18 protein-coding genes are annotated in these 16,554 nt (G+C 71.9%); 8 read left to right on the top strand and 10 right to left on the bottom strand.

The features are described 5' to 3' along the window. Positions 1–68 precede the first annotated feature (68 nt). Positions 69–1,520 (top strand): DEAD/DEAH box helicase, encoded by a 1,452-nt coding sequence (locus ASE87_RS13835; protein ID WP_043595514.1) that lies wholly within the window; start codon positions 69–71, stop codon positions 1,518–1,520. Between the two features lie 96 nt (positions 1,521–1,616). On the opposite strand, the gene ASE87_RS13830 is transcribed toward ASE87_RS13835, so the two are convergent. Continuing rightward, positions 1,617–2,471 carry a PHP domain-containing protein gene (locus tag ASE87_RS13830; protein ID WP_043595443.1) on the bottom strand — a complete coding sequence of 285 codons (855 nt, stop codon included), beginning with the start codon at positions 2,469–2,471 and terminating at the stop codon, positions 1,617–1,619. A gap of 83 nt (positions 2,472–2,554) precedes the next feature. Here ASE87_RS13830 and ASE87_RS13825 point away from each other — a divergent pair, with 83 nt between their 5' ends. Continuing rightward, complete coding sequence (locus ASE87_RS13825; RefSeq protein ID WP_056229284.1) at positions 2,555–3,586, top strand: endonuclease/exonuclease/phosphatase family protein; 1,032 nt, start codon at positions 2,555–2,557, stop codon at positions 3,584–3,586. 46 nt (positions 3,587–3,632) lie between these two features. Beyond that, complete coding sequence (locus tag ASE87_RS13820) at positions 3,633–5,150, top strand: aminopeptidase P family protein (protein ID WP_043595516.1); 1,518 nt, start codon at positions 3,633–3,635, stop codon at positions 5,148–5,150. A 77-nt stretch (positions 5,151–5,227) separates the two neighbouring features. Here ASE87_RS13820 and ASE87_RS13815 read toward each other — a convergent pair whose 3' ends face one another. The 4 genes from ASE87_RS13815 to ASE87_RS13800 all read right to left on the bottom strand — a co-directional run bounded on the left by ASE87_RS13815 (position 5,228) and on the right by ASE87_RS13800 (position 8,115). Then, a complete protein-coding gene (locus ASE87_RS13815; protein ID WP_235472307.1) occupies positions 5,228–6,019 on the bottom strand; it encodes a copper resistance CopC family protein in 792 nt (263 codons plus the stop codon). Continuing rightward, positions 6,016–6,843, bottom strand: a complete 828-nt coding sequence (locus ASE87_RS13810) for a YcnI family protein (RefSeq protein ID WP_082452687.1) — start codon at positions 6,841–6,843, stop codon at positions 6,016–6,018. Before ASE87_RS13810 ends, ASE87_RS13815 begins: the two co-directional genes overlap by 4 nt. A 115-nt stretch (positions 6,844–6,958) precedes the next feature. After that, positions 6,959–7,597: a hypothetical protein gene (locus ASE87_RS13805; RefSeq protein WP_056229281.1), complete on the bottom strand. Its 639-nt coding sequence runs from the start codon at positions 7,595–7,597 to the stop codon at positions 6,959–6,961. A 17-nt stretch (positions 7,598–7,614) separates the two neighbouring features. Continuing rightward, positions 7,615–8,115 (bottom strand): general stress protein, encoded by a 501-nt coding sequence (locus ASE87_RS13800; protein WP_043595447.1) that lies wholly within the window; start codon positions 8,113–8,115, stop codon positions 7,615–7,617. A gap of 71 nt (positions 8,116–8,186) precedes the next feature. Here ASE87_RS13800 and ASE87_RS13795 point away from each other — a divergent pair, with 71 nt between their 5' ends. From ASE87_RS13795 to ASE87_RS13785, 3 genes are read left to right on the top strand one after another with little or no spacing between them, the layout of a single operon-like run. Continuing rightward, positions 8,187–9,509: a magnesium transporter MgtE N-terminal domain-containing protein gene (locus ASE87_RS13795; protein ID WP_043595448.1), complete on the top strand. Its 1,323-nt coding sequence runs from the start codon at positions 8,187–8,189 to the stop codon at positions 9,507–9,509. Beyond that, positions 9,496–10,077 carry a DUF1003 domain-containing protein gene (locus ASE87_RS13790; protein ID WP_056229278.1) on the top strand — a complete coding sequence of 194 codons (582 nt, stop codon included), beginning with the start codon at positions 9,496–9,498 and terminating at the stop codon, positions 10,075–10,077. Before ASE87_RS13795 ends, ASE87_RS13790 begins: the two co-directional genes overlap by 14 nt. After that, complete coding sequence (locus ASE87_RS13785) at positions 10,070–11,242, top strand: Mrp/NBP35 family ATP-binding protein (protein WP_056229276.1); 1,173 nt, start codon at positions 10,070–10,072, stop codon at positions 11,240–11,242. The genes ASE87_RS13790 and ASE87_RS13785 overlap by 8 nt, the downstream gene beginning before the upstream one ends. A 174-nt stretch (positions 11,243–11,416) precedes the next feature. Here ASE87_RS13785 and ASE87_RS16855 read toward each other — a convergent pair whose 3' ends face one another. Beyond that, positions 11,417–11,539 (bottom strand): hypothetical protein, encoded by a 123-nt coding sequence (locus ASE87_RS16855; RefSeq protein WP_255349708.1) that lies wholly within the window; start codon positions 11,537–11,539, stop codon positions 11,417–11,419. A gap of 187 nt (positions 11,540–11,726) precedes the next feature. Between ASE87_RS16855 and ASE87_RS13780 the strand changes: the two genes are divergently transcribed. Then, positions 11,727–12,641, top strand: a complete 915-nt coding sequence (locus ASE87_RS13780; RefSeq protein ID WP_056048675.1) for a LysR family transcriptional regulator — start codon at positions 11,727–11,729, stop codon at positions 12,639–12,641. A 78-nt stretch (positions 12,642–12,719) separates the two neighbouring features. On the opposite strand, the gene ASE87_RS13775 is transcribed toward ASE87_RS13780, so the two are convergent. Then, positions 12,720–13,127 carry a hypothetical protein gene (locus ASE87_RS13775; RefSeq protein WP_056229273.1) on the bottom strand — a complete coding sequence of 136 codons (408 nt, stop codon included), beginning with the start codon at positions 13,125–13,127 and terminating at the stop codon, positions 12,720–12,722. 69 nt (positions 13,128–13,196) lie between these two features. Here ASE87_RS13775 and ASE87_RS13770 point away from each other — a divergent pair, with 69 nt between their 5' ends. Beyond that, on the top strand, positions 13,197–13,823 hold the full coding sequence (locus ASE87_RS13770; protein ID WP_043595523.1) for an O-methyltransferase: 627 nt from the start codon (positions 13,197–13,199) through the stop codon (positions 13,821–13,823). Positions 13,824–13,950: 127 nt separating this feature from the next. On the opposite strand, the gene ASE87_RS15875 is transcribed toward ASE87_RS13770, so the two are convergent. From ASE87_RS15875 to dapE, 3 genes are all read right to left on the bottom strand, one after another. Next, positions 13,951–14,121, bottom strand: a complete 171-nt coding sequence (locus ASE87_RS15875; protein ID WP_071256769.1) for a DUF3117 domain-containing protein — start codon at positions 14,119–14,121, stop codon at positions 13,951–13,953. Positions 14,122–14,204: 83 nt separating this feature from the next. Then, entirely contained in the window at positions 14,205–15,476 is a 1,272-nt protein-coding gene (locus tag ASE87_RS13765) for a hypothetical protein (protein ID WP_235472305.1), read from the bottom strand. After that, complete coding sequence (gene dapE / locus ASE87_RS13760; protein WP_056229270.1) at positions 15,461–16,534, bottom strand: succinyl-diaminopimelate desuccinylase; 1,074 nt, start codon at positions 16,532–16,534, stop codon at positions 15,461–15,463. Before dapE ends, ASE87_RS13765 begins: the two co-directional genes overlap by 16 nt. Positions 16,535–16,554: the final 20 nt, after the last annotated feature.

Genomic DNA, 16,554 nt, shown 5'->3' with positions numbered 1-16,554 from the left:
GTCCGAGGGGCCGCCCGTCGCGACGGGCTAAACTCCTCGCATCCCCCTATATGAGACAGGGCAACACTTTGACATTCACTGACCTCGCGATCGACCCCGACATGGTCGACGCTCTGGCGTCGAAGGGGATCCTCGAACCTTTCCCCATCCAGACCCAGACCATCCCCCTCGCCCTCGCCGGCCAAGACATCATCGGCCAGGCCAAGACGGGTACCGGCAAGACCTTCGGCTTCGGCCTCCCGATCATCCAGCGGATCGGCCTCGACCCGACTCCCGGCGTCAAGGTGCTCGTCGTCGTCCCCACCCGCGAACTCTGCGTCCAGGTGGCCGACGACCTCGAGGTCGCCACCTCGAACCGTGCCACCAAGATCGTCAGCATCTACGGCGGCAAGGCCTACGAGGGCCAGGTCGAGCAGCTCAAGGCCGGCGCGCAGATCGTCGTGGGCACCCCCGGTCGCCTCCTCGACCTGGCCGGCCAGCGCCTCCTGAACCTCAAAGAGGTGCAAGAGGTCGTGCTCGACGAGGCCGACAAGATGCTCGACCTGGGCTTCCTCAGCGACATCGAGAAGATCTTCCAGCAGGTCCCGGCCACGCGTCACACCATGTTGTTCTCGGCGACGATGCCCGGCCCCATCGTGGCGCTGGCCCGCCGCTTCATGTCGAAGCCCATCCACATCCGCGCGACCGACCCCGACGAGGGCCTCACGCAGGCGAACATCAAGCACGTGGTCTACCGCGCCCACTCGCTCGACAAGGACGAGGTGATCGCGCGCATCCTCCAGGCCGAGGGCCGTGGCAAGACCGTCGTCTTCACCCGCACCAAGCGCGCGGCCGCCAAGCTCGTCGAAGAGCTGAACGATCGCGGCTTCAACGCGGCCGCCGTCCACGGCGACCTCAACCAAGAGCAACGCGAGCGCGCCATGGCCGCCTTCAAGGCGGGCAAGAAGGACATCCTGATCGCGACCGACGTCGCGGCCCGCGGCATCGACGTGAACGACGTCACGCACGTGATCAACCACACCGTGCCCGACGACCACGACACGTACCTGCACCGCGCCGGCCGCACCGGACGTGCGGGCAAGACCGGCATCGCCGTCACGTTCGTCGACTGGGACGACCTGCACAAATGGGCCCTGATCAACCGGGCGCTCGACATGGGTCAGCCCGAACCGGTCGAGACCTACTCGTCGAGCCCGCACCTCTTCGCCGACCTCGACATCCCCGCCGGCACCAAGGGGCGTCTGCGCGCGACCTCCCTGTCGGCGGTCAAGGCGGGTTCGGCCGGCTCGCGCGAGCGCACCGGCGGCCCCCAGGGCGACCGGGACAGGGGCCGTGGACGCGGTCGCGGCGACGCTCCCGTGCGCACCTCGGGTGAGCCCTCGGCCACGGGCCGCGGCGCCGCACAGGCGTCCGACGCGACCGCTCCGGCCGGTGAGGGCTCGGGTGAGGCCCCGCGCAAGCGCAGCCGCAACCGTCGCCGTCGTCCCGCCGGCGACTCGTCGTCACAGCCCCAAGGCTGACGACCGACCCAGCACGAGACCCCCTCGACCGTCCGCGGCGAGGGGGTCTCGTGCATCCGGCACGTCACCGTCCCGGACGAGGAGGCGCGGGTCGACTCAGCCCCGGACGGGCACCCACCCGGTCGCCGCGTCGACGATCCGGTCGAGTTGCTCGGGAGCCGTGGCGTTCTCGCCCAGACGGTTGGGCTTGCCGTCGCCGTGGTAGTCGCTCGAGCCGGTCACGATGAGGTCGTACCGCCGGGCGAGCTCGAGCAGTCGCGCTTTGCCCGCCGTGGTGTTCTCGCGGTGGTCGATCTCGACGCCGAGCAGGCCGGCGTCGACCAGGGCCTCGAAGCCCTCGCTCGAGACGTTGGGCTCGCGCCCCCGGGTCGCGGGGTGGGCGATGACGGGGACTCCCCCGGCCTCGCGGATCAGGCGGACGCCGATCAGGGGGCTGGGTGCCTCGTGGGGTTCGTAGTACCCGGACCGCCAGTGCAGGATCCCCGCGAAGGCGGCACTGCGGTCGGGTGCGTAGCCCTTCGCGACGAGGGCGTCGGCGATGTGAGGCCGGCCCAGCGTCGCCCCCGAACTGGCCTGGGCGAGGACGTCGCCCCAGGTGAGGTCGTAGTCGGCGGCGATGCGCTCGACGATGCGCTCGGCGCGGTGCAGACGGCTGTCGCGGAGGCGTGCCGTCTCGGCGACCAGACCCGGGTGCGCGGGGTCGAAGAGGTAGCCGAGCATGTGCACGCTGTTCAAGCCGAGCCGGGTGCTGAGCTCCATGCCGGGGACGAGGGTGAGTCCCGTCCCGGCGACGGCGGCCGAGGCCTCGGACCACCCGGCGGTGCTGTCGTGGTCGGTCAGGGCGACGGTGTCGAGCCCCGCCCGCACGGCCGACGCGATCAACGCCGCGGGCGCCTCGGTGCCGTCCGACACGCTCGAGTGAGTGTGCAGGTCGACCAGGCGCGTGGGCATCCCCCCATCGTAGGCGGCGCGCTTCCGAGCCGTCCGTGCGGCGCCCGACCTGCGGTCGGGGGTTCCCCTAGGCTCCAGGGGCCATGATCCGTCGTCTCGTCGCCCTCGTCTTCGTCCTCGCCGTCGCCGCCGTGCTGGTGGCCGCCCTCTGGCCCCAAGCCGTCGGGCTGCAGCGCGTCTTCCCGGTCGCTCAGGTGGTGTCGTTCCGCCTGGTCGCCGCGGCCGTGGCGATCGTCCTGACGGTGCTGTTGCTCGTGCTCGGCCTGATCGCCCGACCGATCCGGTCGTTGACGGCGAGTGCGGCCGTGCTGCTGCTCGTGTTCGGCGTCCTCTCGGCCGGCGTGGTGACGGCTCGAGGCCTCGGCCGCACCGACTTCGTCGAGAAGACGCCCACCGACGTCACCGTCCTGTCGTGGAACACGCTCGGCGCGGCGACCGGGGCCGACGCCGTGGTCGCCCTCGCCACCGAGGTCGGCGCCGACGTGATCGCCCTCCCCGAGACGCGGCAGGAGGTCGGCGTCGCCGTCGCCGAGGCCATGGGTGCCGCCGGCAAACCCATGTGGGTGCACACGGTGGCGTACGACCAGATCGCGAGCGGTCGCTCGACGACCCTGCTGATCAGCGCCGCGCTCGGCGAATACCAGGTCGCGGTCGGCGACGACGGCACCACCGACGCGCGCACGACGCCCGTGCTCCCGACGGTCGTCGCGACGCCCGTGTCGGGCGAGGGGCCTACCATCGTCGCCGCGCACCCCGTCTCGCCGACGCCCGACAACATGGGGCAGTGGCGTGCCGGCCTCGGCTACCTCGCCGACGTCTGCCGGTCGGGTGACGTGATCATGGCAGGCGACTTCAACGCCACGCTGGACCACATGGCCGGGCTCGGCTCCGACGGTGGAGCCCTCGGCGCCTGCCGTGACACCGCCGAGGCGACCGCCAACGCCGGGGTGGGCACCTGGCCGACCGACGTCCCTCCCCTCCTCGGCGCCCCGATCGACCACGTCATGGCGACCGAGCAGTGGCTGCCGACCGGGTTCCGGGTCGTGACCGAGCTCGACGACGCCGGCAGCGACCATCGTCCGGTCGTCGCGCAGCTCAGTCGCACGGGAGCCTGACCCCGCCGACTGGGCGTCCGGCCCGTTTGGCGGGACAATGGTGGGCATGGCAGATCAGAAGGCGCCGCGCGCGACCACCAACCGCTCCACCACCCCCGGGTCGGACACGTTCAAGGACTACATCTCGTCGCAGTGGGCCGACCGCCCCGACGTCCTGCCCGAGCCGCGAGAGCAGGCGCCGTTCGCCGCCGACCGCCGCGCGCGGCTGTCCGTGCTGCACCCGGGCACCCGCCTGGTCGTGCCGGCCGGCTCCGCCAAGGTCCGCTCGAACGACTGCGACTACCCCTTCCGTGCACACTCGGCGTTCTCGCACCTGACGGGCTGGGGTTCGGACACCGTGCCCGGTTCGGTGCTCGTGCTCGAGCCCACGGCCGACGGGCACGACGCCACCCTGTACCTGCGTGCGAGCGCCGGCCGCGACTCGGACGAGTTCTACGCCAACCCCGAGATCGGCGAGTTCTGGATCGGCCCCCGCCCCTCGTTGACACAGGTCGCCGCCGACCTGGGTCTGGCCACGCGCGACCTGGCCGACTTCGAGGCCGTGGTCGGCACGGTCGACGCCGAGACCCTCGTCGTCCGCGAAGCCGACCCCGACCTGACCCGTCGTCTCGACGCCGTCGTCGAGGCCGCAGCCGAGCAGTCCCCCGCCTCGGCGGCTGCGGGCGAGGTGACACCCGACGGCGACGGCGCCCCCGGGCGGGCGACCTCCGCCGATCTCGCCCGTGACCTGAGCGAGCTCCGGCTCGTCAAGGACGCGTACGAGGTCGCCCAGATGCGCCAGGCGGTGACGGTGACGGGAAAGGGATTCACCGACGTGATCGCCGACTTCGACGACATCGTCGCGCATCCGCGCGGCGAACGCCTCGTCGAGGGCACCTTCAACCGCCGCGCCCGCGCCGACGGCAACACGGTCGGCTACGACACGATCGCCGCGTCGGGCGACCACGCCTGCGTCCTGCACTGGACCCGCAACGACGGTGTCGTGCGCGACGGCGACCTCATCCTGATCGACGCCGGCATCGAGCTCGACAGCCTCTACACGGCCGACATCACCCGCACACTGCCCGTCTCGGGCCGGTTCACCGACGTGCAGCGCCTGGTCTACGAGGCCGTGCTCGAGGCGGCCGACGCGGCGTTCGCGATCGTGCGCCCGGGCATCGCGTTCCGCGAGATCCACGCGACGGCCATGAAGGTCATCGCCGAACGCACGGCCGAATGGGGCTTCCTGCCGGTCTCCGCCGACGAGTCGCTGAAGCCCGACCACCAGTACCACCGCCGCTACATGGTGCACGGCACGAGCCACCACCTCGGCATCGACGTGCACGACTGCGCCGCCGCCCGCCGCGACCTCTACCTCGACGGCGTCCTCGAGCCCGGCATGGTGTTCACGATCGAGCCCGGCCTGTACTTCCAGCCCGACGACCTCACCGTCCCCGAAGAGTTCCGCGGCATCGGCGTCCGCATCGAGGACGACATCCTCGTGACGGCCGACGGCGCCGAGAACCTGTCGGTCGGCATCCCCCGAACGGTCGCCGACGTCGAGGCGTGGATCTCGCGCGACTGAGGTCCGACGCCGAAGGGCCCCGGGTGCATCGCACCCGGGGCCCTTCGTCCGTCCACGCGCCGGTCAGCGAGGCACGGTCATCGCCCGTCGGACGACTCGTCGCCGTCCGGCACCGACGGGTCGTCGGCATCGGCCTCGGCGGGCGTCCCGTCCCTCCGCCGACCGGTGACGATCGCCACGACCACACCGGCGGCGGCCAGCACGACGATCGCGACCGCGATGCCGATGACGAGACCGGCGTTGACCGAGCCCGACCCGGACGTGGCCGACGGCGTCGCCACGGTGTCGTCACCCGGGGTCGCCAGGGTCGTCATCTCGGGCTCGGGCGACGCCGAGGGCGAGGCCGCGTCGGTCTCGTCACCGGTGGGCGCGCCGGATGCCCCACCCGCGCCTCCTGCACTGCCGCAGCTCGGACGGGTCGGCGAGCCGACCCCCTCGGCCGTGCCCGCGGCGGGTGCGTAGGTGAACGGGACGGCGTCCGACACGGTGTGACCGTCGGCCGAGACCGCCTGGTAGGTCATCGTGTAGGCCCCGGGCGCACCGAGCGCGACGCCGGTCGTGAGGGTGGGCCCCGAGGTGGTCGAGCAGCCGTCCTCGTAGTGCAGGCCCGCGGCGTCGGTCACCTCGAGCACGTTCGAGCTGCCCGTCCCCGAGAGGTCGAGGATCACGTCGTTGAACGTGATCGACACGGTCGACGGGGACGAGTCGACGGTCGAGCCGGCGGCGGGCGTGCTGCTCACGACGTAGTCGTGCGCAGCGGCCGGGCCCGCCGGCACGAGGGCGAGGGCGAGGGTGCCGGTCGCGACGCCGAGGCCGGCGATCGCGAGGACGCCGAGGAGGCGCGGTGCCCGCAGGCGCGCGGCCGTCACGCGTCCACCCGACCGCTCGTCGAGGCACCGGACGCCGTCGCCCGGGGCCGACGGGTCAGCGCCACGACCGAGACGACGAGTGCCAGCGCACCGAGGGCGAGTCCGCCGATGCCGAGGCCGATCGCGAGCGGTCCGACCGCTGCGTCACCGGAACCCGACGCGGAGTCGCCGGAGGTGCTCAGACCCGCGGTCGTCGTGTCGTCGTCCGTCTCGTGTCCGGCGTGCTCGTCCGCCGGCGGGGCGTCGTTGACGTAGAGGGTCGGTGCGGGGTGCTCGGGCTCTTCTCCCGAGGCCGGCGTCGCGTCGGCCCAGTCGACGACCGTGCCGTCCGAGTAGCGCTGGTGGGCCGGAAGGGCGATCGACCCGGTGTCGGGCACCGCACCGGCCGAGATGACGAACTGCTGGAACTGTCCCGGGGCGATCTGCGTGTCGCCCTGGGCCGTCCAGGTCACCTGGGTCGGCGCCTCGGTGATCGTCGCGCCGTCGAGCTCGACAGGCTCGGGCAGCGTGCTGGTGGTGACCTCGGTGGTCCACCCCGGAAGGGGCTCGTAGGACACCGAGGTGAACGGGGTGTCGGTGGGCAGGTCGACGACCAGCCCGACGGTGCCGGCGGTCGCGGACTCGTTCGGCACCTTGAAGGTCAGCGTCTCGTACGAGCCGGCCTCGGCCTGGCCGGGCTCGACGTGGACGTGGGCCGAGGCCGCGAGGGGCGCGGCCAGCGCGAGCAGGGCGGCCGCGCCGAGGGCGGCGGCCGACCGGGCGACGACGACGGACGACCGGGGACGGCGGGTCGTGACGGATGCGGGGACGGTGGTGCGGTTCATGGATCCGGTCCTCTCGATCGCGAGGGCGATCGGTCTGCGGTGCATGACGATGGGGCCCGACGGCGCGGGGCGCGCACGACGGGTTCACCGACGACGGAGTCGACGGCGTGAGGGGTCAGGCAGGGCAGGGCGGACCGCGGCGGGGCCGGGCCGTGAGGTGTCGTCGTCCGGGCGGACGCGGGGGGACGCCGGTCGGGGTCGGGGGGCGTCGGACGACGGGCACCTCGGGTCGGTGTCCGGCCGTCAGGAGGCGCGCGACGGTCAGACCGCGGACGGCCAGTCGGACGATGGCCCACGCCGCACCCTCACCCCGCCGGAGGGCGACGATGGTGACCACGGCCGCGAGGGCGTGGGCCAGCCACATGGTGGGGCCGCCCATGACCATGGCACCCGCGACCGCGCCGGACACCGACCCGTCGGCGGCCGTCGAGATCACGAGCGCCGCGTGGTGGCCGCCCGTGGCGGAGGCTCCGCCGACGCCCTCGGCACCGAGCGAGAAGAGCAGGTGGAACGCGACCTGGCTGAGCGCTACCGCGACCGCCAGCCGCACGGTCGAGAGATGCACGCCGGCCAGGGCGATCGAGACGGGCACGGCCACGGCCAGGGCGAGGACCACGCCGAGCACGCCGGGTTGCATGCCGCCGCCCGCCACGTGGGAGAAGGCCGCGACCAGGGTCGAGGCGCCGGCGGTCAGCCAACCACGCGCGAAGCGCTCGGCCCGGGTGGCCGTCGTGGAGGGGTCGCGGGGTGCCATGTCGACACCAGGGTACGTCAGCGGCGCGGGGTCTCGGGACGGGCGAGGATCTCGTGCGCCCGACCGGAGACCACGGGGTCGACCACGATCTGGTAGTTCGAGGCGAGCACCTGGTGCGTCGAGGTGAAGTCGCGGCGACGACGCGTGACCGCGAAGCTGACGATGCCGTAGAGCATGCCGAAGCCCGCACCGAGCAGGGCGGCCGCCCCGACGGTGGCGGCGGTGGCGGTCTCGGTCGCGAAGACGAGCATGACGAGCCCGAAGAAGACGCCGAGCCAGAGTCCGGTCACGGCCCCCGCCAGCGCGGCACGCCCGTAGCTCAACCGACCGGTGACGCGTTCGACGGTCTTGAGGTCGTTGCCGATGATCGCCAGCTGCTTGATCGGGAACTCGGCCTGCGACAACCGGTCGACCACGCGCTGGGCCTCGGGATACGTGTCGTAGGTGCCGAGCACGTCACCCCGCGGCAGGGTGGGAACCATCGGCGGGCGTCGCCCCACGGGGCCCGGGTTCGTCATCCCTGCATTAAACACGGTGCCCCTGCCGAGCCCCCGTCGGCGGCGACGGTGCGAGCGACTAAATTGGACGCGTGAGTGCAACCAGAGTCTTCGTCGCCCGCCTGGCCGGTTGCTCCGTCTTCGACCCCGCGGGCGACAAGGTCGGCAAGGTGCGCGACGTGCTGGTGGTCTACCGCCGCACCGGGGCGCCCCGCGTGGTGGGGCTCGTCGTCGAGGTGCCCGGCAAGCGCCGGGTCTTCGTCGGCATCGGCCGCGTCACGAGCATCGGCTCGGGCCAGATCATCACGAACGGCGTCATCACCCTCCGCCGCTTCGAACAGCGGGGCGGCGAGACCCGGGTCATCGCCGACCTGCTCGGTCGTCGGGTGTCGTTCCGGCACGGTGGGGGCCACGCCACGATCGAGGACGTGGCGATCGACGAGGTGAGCGAGGGCGACTGGGAGGTCGGCCAGCTCTTCCTGCGCAAGCCCAAGACGTCGCCGTCCCCGTTCGTCAAACCGCCCACGGCGTTCGCGGCGTGGGACGACGTGGTCGAAGAGGCCGGCCCGGGCGAGGCGCAGAGCGCCGAGCACCTCATCGCCGCGTACTCCGACCTCGTGCCCGCCGACCTGGCGAACACCCTGCTCGACCTCACGCCCGAACGGCGGCTCGAGGTCGCCGGTGAACTGTCCGACGACCGTCTCGCCGACGTGCTCGAAGAGCTGCCCGAGGCCGAGCAGGTCGAGATCTTCACGGGCCTCGACGACCACCGCGCGGCGAGCGTCCTCGACCAGATGCAGCCCGACGACGCGGCCGACCTCATCGCCCAGCTGCCCGACGAGCGCACCGAGCAGCTCCTCACGTTGATGGAGCCCGACGAGGCCGACGACGTGCGCATGCTGCTCAGCTACGACTCCGACACCGCCGGCGGCCTCATGACGACCGAGCCCGTCATCGTCTCGGCCGACGCGACCGTCGCCGAGGGCCTGGCCCTCATCCGTCGCCACGAGCTGGCGCCCGCGCTCGGCGCGGCCGTCTGCGTGGTCCTGCCACCCTACGAGCCGCCCACCGGCCGGTTCCTCGGCATGGTGCACTTCCAGCGGATGCTCCGCTACCCGCCGAACGAGCGCCTGGGCACGATCCTCGACCAGACCACCGAGCCGGTCCGCGTCGACGCGACGGCCCTCGAGGTCACGCGGGTCATGGCGACCTACAACCTCGTCTCGGTGCCCGTCGTCGATTCGGCCCACCGCCTGGTCGGCGTCGTCACCATCGACGACGTGCTCGACCACGTGCTGCCCGACGACTGGCGCAGTCAGGACCCCGACCAACCCCTGACCGCGAGCCGACCGCGTGGTCGCGCCCGTCGCCCGGCGATCGGTCAGAGCACGAGGAGCGACGATGGCCCGCGATAACCGCAACGACGTCCGCCTCGACGCTCCGAAGGGTCTGCGCACCAGGGTCCTGCCCGGGCGGAAGCGGGTCAGCAGCGACCGTTTCGGCCGGGCCACCGAGTCCATCGCCCGCGGCATGGGCACGCCCTACTTCCTGATCGCCCTCACCCTGTTCTGCGTCGTCTGGATGATCTACAACACGGTCGCTCCCGTCGACATCCGGTTCGACAGCGCCGCCATCGGATTCACGGCCCTGACGCTGATCCTCTCGCTGCAGGCGTCGTACGCCGCTCCCCTGATCCTGCTCGCGCAGAACCGTCAGGACGACCGCGACCGTGTGCAGTTCGAACAGGACCGCCAGCGCGCCGAGCGCAACCTGGCCGACACCGAGTACCTGGCCCGCGAGGTCGTCGCCCTCCGCATCGCGATCCGCGACATGGCGAGCAAGGACTTCATCCGGGCCGAGCTGCGCTCGCTGCTCGACGAGCTCGACCGACGCGACGACGACGAGCCCTCCGGGGTCGAGGCGACCCGCGCCTCCTCGTCCCCCTCGCGACGCGACGCCCGGCGCGACGGGCACCGTGGCTGAGCCGGCACCGGCACCCCGGCCGCCGGTGCCGACGCCGGACGACGTCCGCCGTGCGCTCGGCCGCGTGCTCGACCCCGAGATCCGCAAGCCCGTCACCGAGCTCGACATGATCGGCGACGTCGCCGTCGACGCAGGAGGCGCGGCGACGGTGGCCGTGAAGCTCACGATCGTGGGCTGTCCCGCCGCCGACACGATCGAACGCGACGTCCGCGAGGCCACCGCCTCGGTGGCCGGCGTCACCGCCGTCACCGTCGACGTGACCGTCATGACCAAGGACGAACGACACGCCCTCACCGAGAAGCTCCGGGCGGGCCGGGCGGCGCGGGGCATGCAGTTCGGGCCCGACACGCTGACCCGGGTGTACGCCGTCACGAGCGGCAAGGGCGGTGTCGGCAAGTCCACCGTCACCGCGAACCTCGCCGTCGCCCTCGCGGCCCGCGGCCTGGCGGTCGGCATCGTCGACGCCGACGTCTACGGCTTCAGCATCCCCGGGTTGCTGGGCCTCGTCGGCCCCGACGGCGCGTCCGTCAAGCCGACCCGCGTCGACGCCATGATCCTGCCCCCCGTGGCCCACGGCGTGAAGGTCATCTCGATCGGCATGTTCGTCGACGACGCCTCGACGGCGGTCGCCTGGCGGGGTCCGATGCTGCACCGCACGATCCAGCAGTTCCTCACCGACGTGTACTTCGGCGACCTCGACGTCCTGCTGCTCGACCTGCCTCCCGGCACGGGCGACGTCGCCATCTCGGTGGGGCAGTTGCTGCCGCACGCCGAGGTGCTGGTCGTCACGACGCCCCAACCGGCCGCCGCCGACGTCGCCGAGCGCAGCGGGCTCGTGGCGCGCCAGACGGGTCAGCGGTTGCTCGGGGTGGTCGAGAACATGGCGGGCCTGCCGCAGTCCGACGGCAGCGTGCTCGAGCTCTTCGGGTCGGGCGGTGGCGCCGAGACGGCACGCCGGCTGTCGACCGGGCAAGAGGCCGAGGTGCCGTTGCTCGCCAGCGTGCCGCTGAGCCTGGGCCTGCGGCAGGGCGGTGACGACGGCGTCCCGGTCGTGCTCGCCGCTCCCGACGATCCCGCGGCCGCGGCCATCGACGACTTGGCGGGCCGACTGGCCGTGCGGGCACGCGGTCTGGCGGGCCGCAAGCTCGGACTCAGCGTCAGCTGACCTCCGGCCCGACTCCCGGAACCGCAGAAAGGGCACCTCGCGTGGCGAGGTGCCCTTTCGTCACAGCGTCTCGCCCGCGGGCGGCGACGTGCTCGTGCCGCACCCCAGCACAGGGGCGGCACACGCGGTGACGGCACGCTCAGGAGGGAGACGAGCCTGTCACCGCGAAGTCGACTACGACCAGCGGTTGTAGGTCTTGGTCGGGATGGCGCGGAAGCCGTCGCGGGCGACCGAGACGAGCGAGCCGGCGATTCCGACGACTGCGGCGATGATGAGGACGATGATTCCGGTGAGCATGGGGGACTCTTTCTGGCGCGGTTCGGCGCGCGGTTCTGCGTGGTGGGATGGATTCGCCACCGAGCCCGGGACCAGGTCGACCGGAGCTCGGGAGCGCTACGACGCGCTCCGGGGACTCTTCAATGATGCGCCTCGGGAAGCGGTAGATCAATCTCACGTTTCTACCGAAACAGAGTAGTTTTGCTACATGGATGTCAAGCGCCTCGAACTCCTCCGCGAACTCGCCGAACGAGGCAGCGTGGCCGCCGTCGCCCGGGCCACCCACCGCACCCCGAGCGCCGTCTCGCAGCAGCTCAAGGTGCTCGAGCGCGAAGCAGGGGTCGCACTGACCGAGCGGGTGGGACGCGGCATCGTGCTCACCGGCTCCGGGCGCGTGCTGGCCCAGACGGCCACCGACGTCGCCGTCGCACTCGAACGCGCCCAGGCGGTCTGGGACGACTTCGTCGCGACCCCCCAGGGCGAGGTCACGCTGGCCACCTTTCCCACGGGCGGGCAGATGCTGCTGCCGGGCCTGCTGCGCACGGTGGCCGAGACCCCGGGCCTGGTGGTCGTCGCGAGCGACCACGACCCGTCGATCCGTGAGTTCCCCGAACTGGCCGCCGACCACGACGTCGTCGTCGCGCACTCGTCCGACGACAAGCCCTGGCCCGGCCGTGGACTCGTCACCGTCCCGCTGCTGACCGAACCCCTCGACATCGCCCTGCCCGCCGACCACCGACTGGCCGGTCGCGCCTCGCTCGCGCCCGGCGACCTCGAGGGAGAGAACTGGATCGGCGTGCCGCACGACTTCCCGTTCGAGTGGGTCTACCGCGAGATCGAGCGGGTGACCGGCAGCCCCGTCCGTGTCGCCCAACGCTTCAGCGACACCAAGGTGACCGAGTCGCTCGTCGGAGCCGGCCTCGGCATCGCCGTGCTGCCGCGCTTCACGGCCAAGGACGCCCGTGACGACATGGTGCTCGTGCCCCTCGAGAGCATCCGGGCAGTGCGCTGGGTGTCGGCCGTGATGCGGCGCGACCGGGCCGAGCGCCCCTCCGTCCGGCGGGTCGTCGACGCCCTCCGCGCCGAGGCCTCCCGCGTGGCGGCGCTGCACGGAGGCGTCTGACCCGTCGCCGGGGCAACCGTGCACGAGGCCGGAGGGGCGACCGTCCGCCGGATCAGGAGGCGCGGCGCGGCAAGAGCGTCAGGTCGCCTCGGAGTCGTAGGGCGGCACCTCGCCCGTCGCCAAGGGCACGACCTGAGCGGAGGAGCGGCCCCCGGGCAACCCTGCGGACACCGCCGCGGCTGCGGCACCGGCCGTCGCCATGCTCGGCGCCGAAGGCTTGGGAGCGGCGTCCGTGCCGTCCAGCAGCGCGTCGCGGATGATGCGACGCGGATCGTACTGGCGCGGGTCGAGCTTCTGCCACTCGACGTCGTCGAACTCGGGGCCCATCTCGTCGCGCATGCGGGTCTTCGCGCCGTTGGCCATGTCCCGCACCGTCCGGACGAGCTGGGCGAGCTTCGAGGCGTAACCGGGCAGCCGTTCGGGACCGAGCAGGAAGACCGCGAGCACACCGATGATGAGCAGCTTGTCGAACGTCAGACCGAACATGGACACGCATGCAGACTAACCGGTGACGACTCGGGGAACCCCCTAGAGTTGGCCTTTCGAGGAGTGGGTGTGTCGCAGATAGAGTCAAGTTGGAAGTTCGCGGAAGAACTCGTCACCGAGAGCGACGCGATCGCCGAGGCTCGACAGCATTCGCTCGAGGTCGGCGTCGAAGCCGTCTCACCGGCGGTCGGTGCCCAGCTCGCGGTCGTCGCCGCCGCCTCGAACGCCTCGTCGATCATCGAGGTCGGCACGGGCCTGGGCGTGAGCGGGCTCTGGCTGCTCTCGGGCGCCCCCGGTGCCGTCCTGACGACCATCGACCGTGAGATCGAGCACCAGCAGGCCGCCCGTGACGCCTACCTGCAGGCGGGGGTCCCGGCCAGCCGGTTCCGCCTGATCGCAGGCCGCGCAGCCGACGTGCTGCCTCGCATGAACGAGAACTCGTACGACATCGTCTTCGTCGACGCCGACCCCGGTTCGGTCATCGAGTACGTCGAGCACGGCCTGCGACTCGCCCGTCCCGGCGGACTCGTCCTCGTCGCGCACGCGCTCTGGCACGGCAGGGTGGCCAATCCTGCCGTCCGCGACGCCACGACCACGGGCTTCCGCACCTTGCTGACCGAGGTGTCGACCTCACCGGCCGTGATCAGTTCGCTCTCGACCGCGGGCGACGGCCTGCTCTCGCTCGTCAAGCGCTGAGACGCTCGCGCCCGGCGACGCACGCGAGCGCAGGGGGCGGGCAGCGGACGGCGGGCACGCGCACGAACGCCCCGCGCGTCGCAGGTGCGACGGGCGGGGCGTCCGGGGCTATTAAGGAGGTAGCCGACTAGGCGCTCACGACGCCGGCGAGGGCGTCGTGCAACTCTTTGGCTTCGTCGTCGTTGACCGACACCACGAGGCGTCCCCCACCCTCGAGCGGAACACGCACGATGATGAGACGGCCCTCCTTAACGGCTTCCATAGGCCCGTCGCCGGTCCTCGGCTTCATGGCTGCCATCAGATAGTCCCCTTTCGCAAGATGCTGGACCCATTATCCGTGATTTCCAGCCCCCGACCTAAACGACGCCGTTCGACCACCGATCACGGCGGCGTCCAGTCGTACCCGTTCACCCACCAGCAGTAGTAGAGCCACACCCACTGGGCGGCCACGAACACGGCGACGAGCAGCACTCGGTAGACCTTCGACCGTGGCACCGCGAGCACGCCCAGCAACGGGAAGAGCGGCATCAACAGCCGGAAGGTGCTGGACTGCGGGAAGAACACGGCCAGCAGGTAGAGCGCGTAGGCGACACCCCAGAGCCTCAGGTCGACACTCGTCCTGCGCGCCCACGGCGACAGCATCAGGGCCGTGAAGGCGAGGACCGACAGGACGAGCAAGGCGATGCCGGAACCACCCGGAAACCACCAGTTCGCCCCGTCGACCCAGGGGGTGAACGGCACCAGCGGCCCGTAGCCGATGTACGGCGCCCGCCAGGCGAGCTCGGTCTCGGTGTAGGCACCCGGCACGCCGGTCACCGCTCCGGCGACGACGAGCCAGGCGACGCCGAACACGGCCGTGGTCGCGGCGACCGCCGCCACACGGACCCGCTCGCGCACCGGGAAGGGGTCGTCGTGCCGCCGCCACCACCGCAACAGCCCGTGCAGTCCGATCGCGAGGGCGAGCGGAAGCGCCCCTGGCCGCGTGAACGACATGACCAGCACGACCGGCAGCATCGCCAGGTACTGTCGCCGCACCAGCAGGAGCAGGCTCGCGCAGAGCAGCAGCAGGAACATCGACTCGGCGTAGGCCACCTGCAGCAGCGGCGACAGGGGCGCCACACAGAACAGGACGACCGCGAACAAAGAGGTCGACTCGGACAGCGAGTGCCGCATGAGGCGGTAGAACAGCAGAGCCGTCCCCGCGGCGCAGGCGACCGACACGACGACCGCGAGCGTCGCGAAGGGCAGGCCGGTCAGGGCCATCAGCCCACGGACGACGAACGGGTAGACGGGCATGAACGCCCAGGCGTTCTCGCCCACGTGACCGTCGCCGGTGATCGGCAGGTCGCTCGGGTACCCCACCACGGCGATGATGTAGTACCAGTGACCGTCCCAGATGGTGGCGAAGCTGCCGTAGTCGGGGCTCGCGAGGGTCCACGCGTTGGCCTGCTGGGCGCCGGCGAAGGTGAGCAGGGCGACCGTGCTGACGACGCGTGACAGCACGAACACCACGAGCACGCGCGCCCACCACGGCGTGAGGCGGTAGCGCAGCACGAGACTCCTCGACGGCGAGATCGGTCGTCGGGGGGCGTGACTCGGGAGCGGGGACGAGGAGGCGCGGCTCGCCTCGTCGACGGTCAGTTCGTCAGCCACGCCCGCAGTCCGCGCTCGTTGTCGAGGATCTGCTGCACGGGCACGCGCTCGTCGTCGTGGTGGGCCAGCATCGGGTCGCCGGGACCGTAGTTGACGGCGGGCACGCCGAGGGCGGAGAAGCGCGCGACGTCCGTCCAGCCGTACTTGGGCTTGGCCTCGCCGCCGACGGCGCGCAGGAACTGCTGCGCCAGCGGGGCGTCCAGGCCGGGCCGGGCACCGGGGGCGAGGTCGACGATCGTGACGTCGAAGCCCTCGAAGAGTTCGCGCACGTGGGCGACGGCCTCGTCGGCGCTGCGGCTCGGGGCGAAGCGGTAGTTGACGTGCACCATGCACTCGTCGGGGATGACGTTGCCGGCCACGCCACCCGTGATGCCGACGGCGTTGAGGCCCTCGCGGTAGACGAGCCCGTCGACCTCGACCTCGCGCGCCTCGTAGGCCGCCAGCACGTCGAGGATAGGCGCGGCCTTGTGGATGGCGTTGTCGCCCACCCACGACCGCGCGCTGTGCGACCGGGCGCCGAAGGTGCGGATCTCGGCGCGCAGGTTGCCGTTGCAGCCGCCCTCGACCCCGCTGTTGCTCGGTTCGCCGAGGACGGCGAAGTCGCCGGCCAGCAGGTCGGGCCGGAGGCGTGCGAGGCGTCCCAGACCGTTCAGCGCGTCGGAGACCTCTTCGTGGTCGTACCAGACCCACGTGACGTCGACGTTCGGTTCGGTCAGCTCGACCGCGAGTCGGAGGTGGACGGCGCAGCCCGCCTTCATGTCGACCGTCCCCCGGCCCCACAGGTACTCGACGTCGCCCTCGGTCTCGTAGCGCGTGGGGACGTTGTCGTTGACGGGCACGGTGTCGACGTGACCGGCGATCACGACCCGCGAGTCCCGGCCCAGCCGTGTCCGAGCGACGATCGCGTCACCGTCGCGGAACAGCTCGAGGTGGTCGCAGTCCTCGAGCGTGGCCCAGATCTCGTCGGCGACGCGACGTTCGTCGCCCGACTCGGACCGGATGTCGCAGAGCTGCCTCGTGACGTCGACGGGCGAGACGGAGAGGTCGATCGGTGCCATGCGGGCGAGTTTACGGGCCG

The sequence above is a fragment of the Frigoribacterium sp. Leaf44 genome, assembly GCF_001421865.1.
Taxonomy (GTDB): domain Bacteria; phylum Actinomycetota; class Actinomycetes; order Actinomycetales; family Microbacteriaceae; genus Frigoribacterium.
This window is presented reverse-complemented; position numbering and strand designations above follow the sequence as displayed.

Excerpts from the sequence above, each read along its gene's own strand:
- ASE87_RS13830 (WP_043595443.1), bottom strand. The coding sequence starts at position 2,471 with ATGCCCACGCGCCTGGTCGACCTGCACACTCACTCGAGCGTGTCGGAC.
- ASE87_RS13825 (WP_056229284.1), top strand. The coding sequence starts at position 2,555 with ATGATCCGTCGTCTCGTCGCCCTCGTCTTCGTCCTCGCCGTCGCCGCC.
- ASE87_RS13820 (WP_043595516.1), top strand. The coding sequence starts at position 3,633 with ATGGCAGATCAGAAGGCGCCGCGCGCGACCACCAACCGCTCCACCACC.
- ASE87_RS13810 (WP_082452687.1), bottom strand. The coding sequence starts at position 6,843 with ATGAACCGCACCACCGTCCCCGCATCCGTCACGACCCGCCGTCCCCGG.
- ASE87_RS13805 (WP_056229281.1), bottom strand. The coding sequence starts at position 7,597 with ATGGCACCCCGCGACCCCTCCACGACGGCCACCCGGGCCGAGCGCTTC.
- ASE87_RS13800 (WP_043595447.1), bottom strand. The coding sequence starts at position 8,115 with ATGACGAACCCGGGCCCCGTGGGGCGACGCCCGCCGATGGTTCCCACC.
- ASE87_RS13790 (WP_056229278.1), top strand. The coding sequence starts at position 9,496 with ATGGCCCGCGATAACCGCAACGACGTCCGCCTCGACGCTCCGAAGGGT.
- ASE87_RS16855 (WP_255349708.1), bottom strand. The coding sequence starts at position 11,539 with ATGCTCACCGGAATCATCGTCCTCATCATCGCCGCAGTCGTCGGAATC.
- ASE87_RS13780 (WP_056048675.1), top strand. The coding sequence starts at position 11,727 with ATGGATGTCAAGCGCCTCGAACTCCTCCGCGAACTCGCCGAACGAGGC.
- ASE87_RS13775 (WP_056229273.1), bottom strand. The coding sequence starts at position 13,127 with ATGTTCGGTCTGACGTTCGACAAGCTGCTCATCATCGGTGTGCTCGCG.
- ASE87_RS15875 (WP_071256769.1), bottom strand. The coding sequence starts at position 14,121 with ATGGCAGCCATGAAGCCGAGGACCGGCGACGGGCCTATGGAAGCCGTT.
- dapE (WP_056229270.1), bottom strand. The coding sequence starts at position 16,534 with ATGGCACCGATCGACCTCTCCGTCTCGCCCGTCGACGTCACGAGGCAG.